Annotated in this window: 13 protein-coding genes and 1 pseudogene; 12 read left to right on the top strand and 2 right to left on the bottom strand. The window is 69.8% G+C overall.

What is annotated here, in order from left to right; translation table 11 throughout:
* Positions 1 to 78: 78 nt before the first annotated feature.
* The 4 genes from BHU15_RS26830 to BHU15_RS26815 all read left to right on the top strand — a co-directional run bounded on the left by BHU15_RS26830 (position 79) and on the right by BHU15_RS26815 (position 5,078).
* Positions 79 to 2,730: a DEAD/DEAH box helicase gene (locus BHU15_RS26830; RefSeq protein WP_079128399.1), complete on the top strand. Its 2,652-nt coding sequence runs from the start codon at positions 79 to 81 to the stop codon at positions 2,728 to 2,730.
* A gap of 183 nt (positions 2,731 to 2,913) precedes the next feature.
* Positions 2,914 to 3,333, top strand: coding sequence for a hypothetical protein (locus BHU15_RS26825; RefSeq protein WP_069629550.1), 420 nt, complete (start codon positions 2,914 to 2,916; stop codon positions 3,331 to 3,333).
* A 706-nt stretch (positions 3,334 to 4,039) separates the two neighbouring features.
* On the top strand, positions 4,040 to 4,198 hold the full coding sequence (locus tag BHU15_RS40385; protein ID WP_171908454.1) for a hypothetical protein: 159 nt from the start codon (positions 4,040 to 4,042) through the stop codon (positions 4,196 to 4,198).
* Between the two features lie 376 nt (positions 4,199 to 4,574).
* Complete coding sequence (locus BHU15_RS26815; protein ID WP_069629549.1) at positions 4,575 to 5,078, top strand: hypothetical protein; 504 nt, start codon at positions 4,575 to 4,577, stop codon at positions 5,076 to 5,078.
* A gap of 150 nt (positions 5,079 to 5,228) precedes the next feature.
* On the opposite strand, the pseudogene BHU15_RS42335 reads toward BHU15_RS26815, so the two are convergent.
* A pseudogene (locus tag BHU15_RS42335) lies at positions 5,229 to 5,393 on the bottom strand (Imm49 family immunity protein); the annotation flags it as partial.
* Positions 5,394 to 5,506: 113 nt separating this feature from the next.
* On the opposite strand from BHU15_RS42335, the gene BHU15_RS26810 reads away from it, so the two are divergent.
* From BHU15_RS26810 to BHU15_RS26775, 8 genes are all read left to right on the top strand, one after another.
* Positions 5,507 to 6,208, top strand: coding sequence for a hypothetical protein (locus BHU15_RS26810; RefSeq protein WP_069629540.1), 702 nt, complete (start codon positions 5,507 to 5,509; stop codon positions 6,206 to 6,208).
* Between the two features lie 7 nt (positions 6,209 to 6,215).
* A complete protein-coding gene (locus BHU15_RS26805; protein ID WP_069629539.1) occupies positions 6,216 to 6,773 on the top strand; it encodes a MauE/DoxX family redox-associated membrane protein in 558 nt (185 codons plus the stop codon).
* Between the two features lie 5 nt (positions 6,774 to 6,778).
* Positions 6,779 to 7,306: a thioredoxin domain-containing protein gene (locus tag BHU15_RS26800; RefSeq protein ID WP_069629538.1), complete on the top strand. Its 528-nt coding sequence runs from the start codon at positions 6,779 to 6,781 to the stop codon at positions 7,304 to 7,306.
* Positions 7,303 to 8,220: a peptidoglycan-binding domain-containing protein gene (locus BHU15_RS26795; RefSeq protein WP_069629537.1), complete on the top strand. Its 918-nt coding sequence runs from the start codon at positions 7,303 to 7,305 to the stop codon at positions 8,218 to 8,220. Before BHU15_RS26800 ends, BHU15_RS26795 begins: the two co-directional genes overlap by 4 nt.
* Positions 8,221 to 8,409 carry a hypothetical protein gene (locus BHU15_RS26790; protein WP_069629536.1) on the top strand — a complete coding sequence of 63 codons (189 nt, stop codon included), beginning with the start codon at positions 8,221 to 8,223 and terminating at the stop codon, positions 8,407 to 8,409.
* A 72-nt stretch (positions 8,410 to 8,481) separates the two neighbouring features.
* Positions 8,482 to 8,985 carry a hypothetical protein gene (locus BHU15_RS40920; RefSeq protein ID WP_255293225.1) on the top strand — a complete coding sequence of 168 codons (504 nt, stop codon included), beginning with the start codon at positions 8,482 to 8,484 and terminating at the stop codon, positions 8,983 to 8,985.
* 358 nt (positions 8,986 to 9,343) lie between these two features.
* On the top strand, positions 9,344 to 11,092 hold the full coding sequence (locus BHU15_RS26780; RefSeq protein ID WP_069629534.1) for a glycoside hydrolase domain-containing protein: 1,749 nt from the start codon (positions 9,344 to 9,346) through the stop codon (positions 11,090 to 11,092).
* Between the two features lie 58 nt (positions 11,093 to 11,150).
* On the top strand, positions 11,151 to 12,089 hold the full coding sequence (locus tag BHU15_RS26775; protein WP_069629533.1) for a penicillin-insensitive murein endopeptidase: 939 nt from the start codon (positions 11,151 to 11,153) through the stop codon (positions 12,087 to 12,089).
* 43 nt (positions 12,090 to 12,132) lie between these two features.
* On the opposite strand, the gene selD is transcribed toward BHU15_RS26775, so the two are convergent.
* A partial coding sequence (gene selD, locus BHU15_RS26770; RefSeq protein WP_069629532.1) for a selenide, water dikinase SelD occupies positions 12,133 to 13,165 on the bottom strand: 1,033 nt, incomplete at its 5' end.

Genomic DNA, 13,165 nt, shown 5'->3' with positions numbered 1-13,165 from the left:
TCACGAACCGCCCACTCAGAGCTCACCTGCCATCGATGAGACATTGGGCTGCAACTCCGATCTCGGCAAGAGGAACTGATGACAGGACAGTTTGACATTCGGAGAATCGTGCTCAGAGAGCATCAGGTGGATGCGACGGCGCGTATCCGTAAGTGGGTCGGATTCCCTGCAAGGTTCTCTGTGCCCGCGGCAGGGGCGCGCGCCACGGTGGTGTCCGCCACGGGGTCCGGCAAGACGATCACGGCTGCGTGGGCTGCACTGGAGTGCTTCCGGGGCGGGCGGATCCTCGTCATGGTCCCCACCCTCGATCTGCTCGTGCAGACCGTTCAGGCGTGGCGGAGGGTCGGTCACAACGGGCCGATGGTCGGGGTGTGCTCGCTGGAGAAGGACGACGTCCTGGAGCGGCTGGGCGTACGGACCACCACGAACGCGATCCAGTTGGCGCTGTGGGCAGGGCACGGGCCGGTGGTCGTGTTCGCCACGTACGCCTCCCTCGTGGACCGCGAGGACCCGGAGGACCTGCTGGGTCAACGACGCGTTCGTGGGCCGCTGGAGGCTGCTCTGGCGGGCGGAGAGCGGCTGTACGGACAAACGATGGCCCCGTTCGACCTCGCTGTCGTCGACGAAGCCCACTCAACCACCGGTGATCTTGGGCGGCCGTGGGCGGCGATCCACGACAACACCCGCATCCCGGCGGACTTCCGGCTCTACCTGACCGCCACCCCACGCATCCTCGCCTCTCCTCAGCCGCAGAAGGGCAGGGACGGGCAGGAGCTGGAGATCGCGACCATGGCATCCGATCCGGACGGCCCGTACGGCGAGTGGATCCACGAGCTCGAACTGTCCGAGGCGATCGAGCGCGGCATCCTCGCCGGGTTCGAGATCGACGTGCTGGAGATCCACGACCCCTCTCCCGTCAAGGCACTATCAGAGGAGGCGCAGCGGGGCCGGCGGCTGGCGCTGCTACAGACCGCGCTTCTGGAGCACGCCGCCGCGCGGAACCTGCGCACGGTCATGACCTTCCACCAACGGGTGGAGGAGGCGATGGCGTTCGCGGAGAAGATGCCGCAGACGGCCGCCGAGCTGTACGCCGCCGAGGTCTCCGACCAAGCCCTGGCCGACGCGGATTCTCTGACGAAGTCGTCGATCGATGCGGAGTTCTACCAGCTGGAGGCCGGTCGCCACGTACCGCCGGACCGGGTGTGGTCGGCATGGCTGTGCGGTGACCACCTCGTCGCTGAGCGACGCGAAGCCCTACGGCAGTTCGCCGATGGCATCAATGCCGCGGGCCGCCGCGTACACCGGGCCTTCCTTGCCTCCGTCCGGGTGCTGGGCGAAGGCGTCGACATCGTCGGCGAGCGGGGCGTTGAGGCGATCTGCTTCGCCGACACCCGCGGCTCCCAGGTGGAGATCGTGCAGAACATCGGCCGGGCCCTGCGCCCGAACCCCGACGGCTCGGCCAAGACCGCCAGGATCATCGTGCCCGTCTTCCTCAAGCCCGGCGAGGACCCGACCGACATGGTCGCCTCCGCCTCGTTCAGACCCCTCGTAGCAGTCCTCCAAGGCCTGCGCGCACACTCGGAACGCCTCGTCGAGCAGCTCGCCAGCCGGGCGCTGACCAGCGGGCAGCGGCACGTGCACGTGAAGCGCGACGATGACGGGCGGATCATCGGCACCACTACCGAAGGCGCCGGCGGGCAGCACGAGATCGAGGGCGCGATGGAGTCAGCGCTGCTGCACTTCTCCACGCCGAGGGACGCGTCGACGATCGCGGCGTTCCTGCGAACCCGGGTGTACCGGCCCGAGTCCCTTGTGTGGCTGGAGGGTTATCAGGCCCTGCTGCGCTGGCAGAAGGACAACCACATCACTGGCCTGTACGCGGTCCCGTACGACACAGAGACCGAGGCCGGCGTCACCAAGGCGTTCCCTCTGGGCCGGTGGGTCCACCAGCAGCGGCGCGTGTACCGCGCGGGCGAACTCGATCTCCACCGCAAGATGCTGCTCGACGAGGCCGGGATGGTGTGGGAACCCGGCGAGGAAGCCTGGGAGACCAAACTCGCCGCGCTGCGTTCCTTCCACCGCGCCCATGGCCACCTCGCCCCCCGGCGTGACGCCGTATGGGGCGACGTCGACAGTGAACTGGTCCCGGTCGGCGAACACATGGCCAACCTCCGCCGCAAGGACGGCCTCGGCAAAAACCCCGAACGTGCCGCAACGCGGGCCGCCCAGTTGGCAGCGGTCGATCCGGACTGGAACTGTCCTTGGCCGCTGGACTGGCAACGTCACTACCGCGTCCTCGCCGACCTCACCGCCGACGAACCTCACGGCCGGCTCCCCGGTATCCAGCCCGGAGTGCAGTTCGATGGAGACGACCTCGGCAAATGGCTCCAGCGACAACGCCGCAGTTGGACGGAGCTCTCCGAAGAACAGCAGCAGCGGCTGACAGCGCTGGGCGTGAAGCCCACCGAACGTCCCGCCCCGGCCTCGGCGGTCAAGGGCACCGAGAAGGCATCAGCCTTCCAACGCGGTCTGGCGGCCCTCTCCCAGTACATCCAGCGTGAGGGCGCCAAGAAGGCAGTACCGCGCGGTCACGTCGAAGCCATCGTCATCAACGGGCAGGAGCACCAACACAAGCTAGGCGTATGGCTGTCGAATGCCAAGACCCGCCGCGACACACTCACCTTCGACCAACGCACCGCACTCGCCGAACTCGGAGTTGAGTGGGCCTAGCGACTGGGTCTGACGGGTTGCTGAAGCGTGGCGTGTTCAGTGGGGTGCCTGGACGCTCGCTCAGCGGTTGTGTTCTCCTCTCGGGTCATCCGTCGGAGGCTGGTGCGTGCTGCCGCCAGGTCTGTTTCGAGGGTTCTCACGGGCGTCGAGTTGCTGTCCGAGTCGTCTCAGTTGGGGGTGGGGATGGAGCAGGCGGTTCTCGAATCCGTCAGGTACTTCGCTGAGTGCCTGGACTGCGGTGCGGAGCTGGAGTGCTGGGGAGTTCAGGCACTGGTGGGTGGCCAGTTGCGATGGGACAGTGAATCGGCCTGTTCCGCCTGTGGATTTGCGGTGGCCGTGTGCGGTGGCGACATGCCGGCCGAGCGGCGGGATCAGATGCTCTCCGAGCATGGAGCCGCGAGGCTGCAGGTGAACGGTCCGCCGACGAAGAGCGTCGCCATCATGCGGGTGCTGCGGACTGAACTCGGCATCGACCTGAAGAACGCCAAGGCTGTGCTGCACTGTGTGCTGGACGGTGATTACTCAGGAACGCTTCCCGAGATGGAACACCTGGCCCGCACGCTTCGGAAGTCCGGCATCGCTGCTGCCGCTACTCGCCCTTAAGGCGTCTGATCGCTGGCTCCGTGACGGTTCGCCTGGGCTTGGTGCCCTTCTTCTGATGAGCGGGCCAGGGGACTCCGTGGTGGTGGTTCAGGAGCGCATCGACGTGCTCTGGCACCGGCCGCGGTGCAATTCCGAGCTCATCATCAGGCGGGACGATCCGCGGGCGGTGTCTGTACCCGGGCAGCCGGGTGCGGGCGAGCTGATGTCCTCCCGCCATTGCCGCAGACCAGGGGCGGGTGGGTACGAGCCCGCCAAGAGGTAAGCATCCGCACTCATGCCACAGCACCGTCCCGCGGCCGAGGATCATGAACACCCGCTCTCACGGAAGGCGCCTCCGGTGAACCCCAAGACGTACGCGACTCTTAACGGCCCGTGGCAGCCGGTCCACACCCCTCACCGAAGGCAGACGGCCCTCGCCGTGCTGGCCGGTGTGCTGTGGGCTCTCACCCTCATGTCCCTCGCCTGGCTCGCGTTCCTCGTCAGCATGACCACGGTCTGGGGCCCAGGGCCTGTCGTTTGGATCAGGCCGGATGAGTGAGCGGGGTCTGGTGCCGTGGATCGCAAGGCGGAGGAGGGAGGCATGGCGGAGCCATGCCGACCGACGACAACGCGGCGAGCGTGCGTGCCAGGGCACGCGAGCCCGGCAAAATCCAAACGACAGGCCCTAGCGGCCGGAATGCCCGTGGGAGGACTCCTTCTTCGATACGTGCTGATCGTCGCCGGATCTGCTGCCGCGCTCACCGCGCTGGCCTTCGCACCCGGCATCCGCAAACTCACAACGGAAAGCCGACTACTCCTCGCAGGCGCCCTCGCCTTCCCCGTGCCCGCCATCCTCGCGATCACCACCTGGATCCAAACCGGCTGAAGACGCCGTACCGGGCCCGGGCGTGATGGCACGCTGATGAACCGGGAGCATTCGGAGGTGTCAGCCGTCCGACGGTCCGTCCGGCCAGCCCGGTCCAACAACGCGGCCGGTCGTGTGGGCCGGGCACGTCGTCCTGGTCCGCGCCGTAACCGCGCCGCGCACCAGCTGGCGGCTCATGCGCGCCTCAGCCACCGAGACGCCGGCACCGGAGCGAGGCCACAAACGCGCGGTTCACGGTGTTCCAGGCCCTGGTCGCCGTCGGGATCGGACACGAGCGGGCGGACGAGATCACAGCCGAGCCCTTCGCCGCCTCATCCTCGAATGATCAGTGGGCCACAATGGGCCCGCGTTATCGGTTGCCGGTGAGAGGTACCAATTGAGTAGGTTGCTGGACGTTTGCGAGACGACTGTCTCCCCGAGTTATCGCCTGTTTGGGCTGGTCGACACAACCATGGGGGCGGAAACGTTCGATCATGACGCGAACAGATCGAAGTGGCTGCTGGCAGGGCCGGGGTTGGTGTATCTGCAGGTTCCCCCGCAGGTGGTTAAGACGGCGATACGTATGGAGTCGTGGACCACCCCACCCGCGCTGCCGCCCGGTCAGTGGGCGGGGCATGAGGAGGTCGAGGTGGACCTTCCCGAGGGGGAGCTTGGTCTGCAGACTGTCGATTGCGGGCTCAGTGAGATTCCGCTGGTGTTGCCGTCGCCGGGCACTTACCGGATGCGGTGGCAGTGGGTGTTCAACCCGGACACGGGTCCTTTCACCTCTCCTCTGCAGGGTTGTTCCGACGTGCTGGTCACGCCCGGTGGTCATGAAGCCGCTCTGGGCGGGGAGGATCAGTTTTGTCTGGTGCAGATCTGGCGGACTGCCACCGCTTGAACCGCGTTGAGCGGCGGCCTGCTTCCTGGTTATCCGCCGAGTCGATGTAGCGGACGGATAAGGGGGTGGCGAGTCACCGCACGACTCACGTGGCGAACTCACGGGTCCAGGTGGGCCGCAGCAGGTGTTGGGGAGGTAGGTCAGAGCCGTCACCAGGGCTTCGTTGAAGGCCTGTTCCTCCCGGCGTGGATAGAGCTGGAAGAGCTCCAGCGACGGGTAAATGATCTTCTTCATCAGTTCTGTGGCGGCGATACGGGCGCGCTGGGAATCGGTGCCGGTGACCGCGGCGAACAGGGTGTCTCCGCGCCGGACCATGCCTGCCGGGTGGTCATCACGGTCGAGCATGATTGACAGGGGCATGACTATTGTCTAGGTTGCCCTGCGGCCGCGGTGTCGCACTGACCCCCGCCCTCCTTGGGAGGATGCACATGGTCACATCGTTCGTCAGTCATCGCGCCCTCGACGGCGGGACGTACCACCTGGAAGGCGATCTCGACCTCGAATCGCCCTGTACGTCGGCTGTCGAGGTGGTGGTCGGCGGTCGGCTGGTCGAGTTCACCGCCGGGCCGGTCTCTTTGGGGGACGATGTCGCCGCTTCTCTGGGTCTCGAGTCACCCGAGTCCGAACTCACCTTCCAGAAGGGCACGCTGCGCGTCTTCCAGTCGGTCGAGCGCGAGCCGCGTTCAGGGCTTGTGGAACGGCCGTCGCTCGTCGTGTGGTGCGGCCGGCGCCACGCACTCGTGACCCGGCTGTACGGGCTGAGCGTGGCCGAGGTGCTCGAGCTGCTCCGGGCGGTGCGTATCGAGGAGACGGAGCACGGGCTCACCCTCCAGCCGGATCGGTCGGCCGGAAGCGCCTTCGCGCGGCCCGCGACCGTGATCAAGGAGGTGCCGGGGCTCGGGCTGCTGGAGCTGTCCCGGCGTACGAAGGAGCACACCGCCCAGTTGCCTCCCTGGAAGGGGGTGAGGGTCGCGTCGGGTGAGCTGTTCCGCGACACGCTCTCCGACGGCAGTCCGTTCTTCGTGCTCTCCTCCACCGAGATCTGGGCCACGCTCGTGCCGCTGACGTCGACTCAGGTCGAGCGAGTGCCCGAGCTCGTCGGGCGGCTCGCGCTGCGGCACACCGGGTGAGGCGGCGGTGATCAGCTTCTACGGCGGACTGACCGCCTCGATCGTCGTGCTGACCCTGTTCATCGGTGTGGGTTCGCACGCCGCCCGTCCGGCCGCCCTGGACGAGGCGCTGCGGGCGCACGGTGTGCTGGGTGCGCGACTTCGCCGGTTCGCCGCCGTCGTCATGCCCTTCGTGGAGGGTGCCTTGGGGGTGGGCGGCGCGATCGCGCTGCTGACGGGTCACCAGCGAGGGCTGCAGGCCGTACTCGCCGTGGGGACCGCCCTGTTCGGGCTCTACGCCGGTTACACGCGGCACGTTCTCGCCCTCGGCCGCGGAGGGCCGTGCGGGTGTTCACACCAGGATGTGCCCCTGAGCCGCTGGGTGACCCGGCGGGCCGTGGCCCTCGCGGGGCTCGCGCCGGCCGGCGCGGTCCTCGCCGGGGCCGGGCCCGTACAGCTCTCCGCGGGGGAGCTGCTCACACTGCTGCTCGCGGCTCCTGCCTGCGCCGTGCTGCTGTGGTCCCTGCCCGCCGCCATGCACGAGCCGGCCAGGGCCGCCGTGCACCGGACTGCCGAAGGAGTGTAGACGCGATGGACTTCACCACCAGCGCTGTGATCGCCTCGTGGGCGGCGATCGCGCTGCTCGCGCTGGTCGTCTCGGGGTTGATCAGGCAGGTGCACCAACTGTCACGAACGCAGCAGCACCCCGGGCGGGTGGGCGTCGCACCCGGCGCCTCGGCACCCGGGCTCGATCCGGCCGCGCTCGACGGTCTCCTGACGCCGGGGCGCGCCGCGCTGCTGCTCTTCCTCGACGCCGACTGCCGCACCTGCGGAGACGTGCTCGCGGAGGCCCGGGCCTGGACGGTCCGCCAGGACGCCGGCGCCCCGCAGGTGCTCGGGTTCTACGCGGGTGCCGGGCCACAGGCCGAGGAAGGTGCCGTTCCGGTCAGGGATCACCGGCCGGAGCTGTTCGCCGCGTACGACATCCCCGCCACCCCCTATGCGGTGGTCATCGATCCGGAGGGCCGGGTCTCCCGTTCGGAGCCGCTCGGTTCACCCACCGCGCTGCTGCGGTTGCTCGACGACATCCAGCCCGCGACGCCGAGGAGCCTGCCGTGACTTCACTGGACGACGTACCCACGCTGCGCCACTCCGGGAGCGGTGGCCGCCGGCCCCGGACCAGACGCGGGGCTCTGCCGTCCTTCGCGCCGTCCAGGCGCACCATGTTGCAGGCGGCGACCGCCGCGGGCTTCGCCGCGCTGGGGGTGTTCACCGCCGCCCGGCAGGCGTACGCCGACGGCTACGACATCTGGACGGGTGCCTGCCCGAGCTACGCCACCGATCACAACTGCTCCCCGGGCTGCGGGCCCAGCACCATCTACGCCGACGCGTGCGTGACGTCGGGGACGAACACCGGCTTCCACCGGACGGACGGCGTCACCTGGACGCTCCGGCCCAACCAGTGCTACGCCGGTACCTACGACGGCTGGCTGTGGCGCTACAGCGCGGCGTGCGGCAGTTGCGGCTGCGGTATCGAGCGGCGATGCCACGACGGGTACCGCGACACCGGCTCCGGCTGGGTGAAGTCCATCTGCCGCTGGACCACCGACTGCGACTGCCCCGGCTCCCTCAGCTGGCCCACCCTCGGTCGCGGCGCCACCGGGCCCGACGTCCACACCGTCCAGCACCTGCTCACCCACCACGGTCATCCGGCGACCGCCGACGGCATCTTCGGACCGGACACCGAGGCGCAGGTCGACGCGTTCCAGTCGGCGAACGGACTCAGCCCCACGGGCAGCGTCAGTCCGGCCACCTGGCCGGTACTGGTCGTCACCGTGCGCCAGGGAAATGTGAACGATGCCGTACGCGGCGCCCAGCGGCAGCTCAACAAGCACGGCGCCGCACTGACGGTCGACGGCAACTTCGGTTCGGCCACCCGGCAGTCCGTCGTCTCGTTCCAGTCCCTGCACGGTCTGACCGCCGACGGTGTGGTCGGTCAGAACACCTGGCTCACGCTGACCGGGACGGTGTAGATGAGCGAGTCCGGCCGTCCCGCGGCCCGGCCGAGCGGCGCCCGTACCGTACGGGCGCCGCTCACCGATCCCGTCCTGCCGCTCGCGGTCCTGGGGATCGCGGCGGTCGCCGCCGCCCTCTACTCCCCCATGCTGACCTGGGCGGTCACCGGCGGTCTGGCCGGCTACTCGCTCTCCGGCTCCGTTTGAACGCGCAACAGCGCGTTCGCGCTGGCCTCGCCAGGTTGGCGAGCAACGTACAGACAGGCGCTGGTACTCGGCGTGTTCACCGCCGGTCTGCTGGCCGGCGGAGTGCTGACGGCCGGAGTGCTGTGGCTCCTGTCCGGTCTCTTCACTCCGCTTCCGGCCGGGGTGCGGCAAGGGCTGATCGTGGCCGTCGCACTGCTCGCCGCGCTGCGTGACGCGGGCAAGGTGTCGCTACGGCTGCCGCAGAACGCCCGGCAGATACCGCAGGACGTACTGCGCCGTCATCTGGCGCGTGGCGCCCTGCAGTTCGGCTTCGAGCTCGGTACGGGCGTGCGGACCTATGTCTCGGCGAGTGCGCCGTACGCCCTGGCGGTCGCGGTGCTGCTGTCCGGCGGCTCCTACGTGCCCGCGCTGGCGGCCGGGCTCGGCTTCGGCGCGGGGCGGGCGCTCACCCCGGCTCTGCGCAGGCTCTCCGGAGACGGGGAGCGCTGGGACGGGCTGCTCGCGCGGCGGCTGAGCGGCACGACGGTCCTGTGCTCCGTGCTGATCGCCGCCGCCGCCTGTGCGATCTTCCCCTAGCGTCGTCGTCCGATGCCGTGGCAGGGCACAACAGCCTTGGCCTGCGGGGCAGTTGCGCCGGAGGTCTGGTCCTGTGGCAGATGGTGGCGGTGTGGACACGCGACGGTCAAGAACGCCAAACTCGCCTCTGCCCGTACGCGGGGACGCGGGAAAGGCTCATCACGGAGGTGCGATGTTCAGGCGTTCAAGGCGACTCGGTCGTCATTGTCATGACCATGACGGCCATCCGTGGGCCGACACACCAGCCGCTCCTGGTCGGCGCCGCCCGATCGCGGTGTCTGAACGGCACGTTCCGACGCGTGCCTTGCCCGCCCCTCTCCCCCACTTTCTTTCCCACTTTTCGAGTAGGAGTGCTCTGATGTCGTCCCGCACCCCCTGGCGCGCCCGCGCCGGAACGGCCCTGCTGGCGGTGCTCGCCAGTATCGGCGCGTTCGCCGTCCCCGGCTCAGCCGTGGCCGATTCCCCGTCCGAGAGCCTCCAGACCGTCACCTACCACGGCTACCGCATCGCGGTCCCCGCCGAATGGCAGGTGGTCGATCTGGCCGAGGACCCGCGCGCCTGTCTCCGGTTCGACAGACCCGCCGTCTACCTGGGCGAGCCCGCCGACCAGAACGACTGTCCCTCCGGAGTCGTCGGCCGTACGGCGGGCATCGTCGTGGAGCCCATCACCGCCCGCTCCGCGGGCCAGTCGACGGCGGCGACCGCGCGGACCCAGCGCGGCAAGGCCACCGCCCCGACCGCCGCGTCCAGCAACGACACCATCCAGATCGCGGTCGAGGACGCCGGCGTCCTCGTGACCGCCGCCCACACTCCGGGGACCGAGAGCCTGGTGCGGGACATTCTCGCCTCGGCCGACCTCACCGAGGGCGCCGAGCGCACCGTACTGCCCCGCGCCGCTCAGCGGTCCGACGCCGCCCCCCTGGCCGCGGCGGGGCCGCAGCCGGGCAGCTACCTGGGCAAGGGCTTCGACGCCTGCGCCGCGCCCTCGCAGGCCGCCATGAACGCCTGGCAGACGAGCTCGCCGTACAGCGCGGTCGGCGTCTACATCAGCGGCTCGTTCCGGGGCTGCTCCCAGCCGAATCTGACGGCGAGCTGGGTGACCGCCCAGACCGGCAACGGCTGGCGTCTGTTCCCCATCGACGTCGGCCGCCAGGCACCGTGCACCAGCTACTCGCTGAAGATCTCCACCGATCCGGCCACGGCCAAGTCCCAGGGAGTCACCGCCGCCGCCGGCGCCATCACCGCGGCGTCGAACCTCGGCATCCCGGCGGGCAGCGCCATCTACAGCGACATCGAGGCGTACACCTCCACGGCCTCCTGCAAGGCGTCGGTGATGTCGTACCTGTCGGGCTGGACCGAGCGGCTGCACACCAGCGGCTATCTGTCGGGCCTCTACTCCAGCGCCGCCTCCGGCATCAAGGACGCCGCCAGCGAGTACAACAACGGTGCGTATACGCGCGTCGACCACCTCTTCTACGCGTGGTGGAACGGCGCCGCCGACACCAACACCGGTTCCTACGTGCCGTCCAACTACTGGTCCAACCACCAGCGGATCCACCAGTACGCGGGTGAGGTCACCGAGTCCTACGGCGGCTATTCGATCAACATCGACCGCGACTACCTGGACGTGGGCAACGGCACTCCGCCGCCGGCCAGTTGCACCGGGGCGAACTACAACTTCACCGCGTACAGCACCGTCCAGAGCGGCTCGTCCGGAGACCAGGTCAAGGCGGCCCAGTGCCTGCTCGACGCCGCCGGCTTCGACCCCGGCACCCCGGACGGGATCTTCGGGTCCGCCACCGCCACCGCCGCCCGGAACTTCCAGACCAGCAAGGGACTCACGGCGGACGGTGCGGTCGGCGCGAAGACCTGGACGGCTCTGCTGTCCCGCGGATCCACCCCGACCGTCCAGAACGGGTCGTCGGGCGAGGCCGTCACCCGGCTGCAGCGCGCACTGACCGCCGCGCTCGGCCGGACCGTGGGCATCGACGGCGCCTTCGGCTCGGGCACCGCCCAGGCCGTACGCGACTACCAGTCCTCGCGCGGGCTCGGCGCCGACGGCATCGTCGGGCCGGCCACCTGGAGCGCCCTTCAGTCGGGGAAGTGAGCAGGTGGGTGAGCCGAGAAGCGAACAGGAAAGTGAAGAGAAAAGTGAGGCAGGAATCGTGAAGCGACTCGCACGCGTCATCACGCTGTTCACCGCGACAGCGGCCCTGCTCTTCGGACTTGGCGTCCCCGCGCACGCCTTCCCGCAGGCCGCGTTCCCGCTGGCGAGCAGCGGCAGCCGGGGCTCCGACGTCGTCGCGCTGCAGCACCTGCTCGCCGCGCACGGCCGCACCGTGACGGTGGACGGCGTCTTCAGCTCGGGCACGCAGAGCGCCGTGGTGGGCTTCCAGCAGTCCAAGGGGCTGGCCGCGGACGGCATCGTCGGGCCCGCCACCTGGGGCGCGCTCGCCATCACCGTACGGCAGGGCGACAACGGCCCGGCGGTGAAGGCCCTCCAGTCGCTGCTCAATGCCAAGAGGGGCGCCGGCCTCTCGGTCGACGGGGCCTTCGGAGCCGCCAGCAACTCCGCCGTCCGTACCTTCCAGACCCACGCCGGAATCGGCGCGGACGGCGTCGTCGGGCCGACGACCTGGCAGAACCTGCTGTGGCACTACGAGAACATCGACTTCGGCGGCAGCTCGATGTGCGCGCAGAGCCCCGACGGCAACGCGGGCGCCCACTGGGCGACAGCCGGCGCCGTCGGTCAACTGGAGGCCGCCGCCGCCACGTTCGCCACCACCGGCAACGGCAAACTGCCGGTCGGTGACGCGGGCTTCGAGCACGGCGGGTCCATCCCCGGCCACGGCAGCCACCAGGTCGGGATGGACATCGACGTGTGGCCGATCCGCACCGACTCGGCGCAGTGCACCGCGGGGCGTATCACCTGGCAGTCGAGCACCTACGACCGCGCGGCCACCCGCAGGCTCGTGCAGGAGATCCGGGCGAAGGCCCCCGGCCATGTCCAGCTGATCTTCTTCAACGATCCGCAGCTGATCGCGGAAGGACTGACCATGAGCTACCCGAACCACGACAACCACCTGCACATCCGCTACAAGTAGCGGCCGGGCCGCGGGCCTTCGGGTCCGCGGCCGTCCGCAGCGCTCAGCGGATCACCAGCGTGGTGCCGGCCACGGCGGGCACCAGTTCCCCGATGACCGGATGTCCGGGGATCTCGCCAGCGACCAGCAGTCCGCCGGAGGTCTGCGCGTCGGCGAGCAGTTGCAGTTGGTCCTCACCCGCCCGTCCCGCGTCCAGGTGCGGACGCACCCAGTCGAGATTGCGGCGGGTGCCTCCGCTGACGTATCCGGCCCGCAGCGACTCCCGGGCACCGTCGAGTACGGGGACGGCGGCGGCGTCCACCACGGCCGTGACGCCGCTGGCCCGGGCCAGTTTGTGCAGATGGCCGAGCAGACCGAATCCGGTCACATCGGTGGCGCACACGGCGCCGGCCTCCAGGGCGGCGGCACTGGCCTTGTCGTTGAGGGCCGCCATGGCGGCGACGGCGTGCGCGAAGACCTCGCCCGTCCGCTTGTGGCGGTTGTTGAGAATCCCGACGCCCAGCGGTTTGGTCAGAGTCAGCGGCACGCCGGGCCTGCCCGCGTCGTTGCGCAGGAGCCGGTCCGGATCCACCAGGCCGGTGACGGCCATTCCGTAGAGCGGTTCCGGGCTGTCGATGCTGTGGCCGCCGCCGACGAGGCAGCCGGCGGCACGGGCGACGTCGAGCGCTCCTGCCAGGACCTCCCCGGCCAGCTCCGCGGGCAGTACGTCACGGGGCCAGCCCAGCAGGTTGAGCGCGACGAGCGGCCGGCCGCCCATCGCGTAGACGTCGGACAGGGCGTTGGCCGCGGCGATTCGGCCCCAGTCGCGGGCGTCGTCGACCACGGGCGTGAAGAAGTCGGCCGTCGACACCACGGCGGTGCCGTCTCCGGTGCGCACCACGGCGGCGTCGTCGCCGTCGTCGAGGCCGACCAGCAGCCGGTCCTCGTCGCCGCCCAGGGTCTGTCCGGGGCTCGGGGCCTGTCCGGGGCTCGGGGTCTTTCCGGGGCTCGGCGGTGGCAGGAGTCCCGCGACCATCGCCTCCAGCTCCCCCGGAGGGATCTTGCAGGCGCAGCCGCCGCCGCGTGCGTAGCTGGTC

Origin of the sequence: Streptomyces niveus, from assembly GCF_001723055.1 — a bacterium.
In the GTDB taxonomy this organism is placed as follows: Bacteria; Actinomycetota; Actinomycetes; order Streptomycetales; family Streptomycetaceae; genus Streptomyces; species Streptomyces niveus.
Note: the sequence above shows the minus strand (reverse complement) of the source record. Positions and strands in the feature narration are given on the sequence as shown.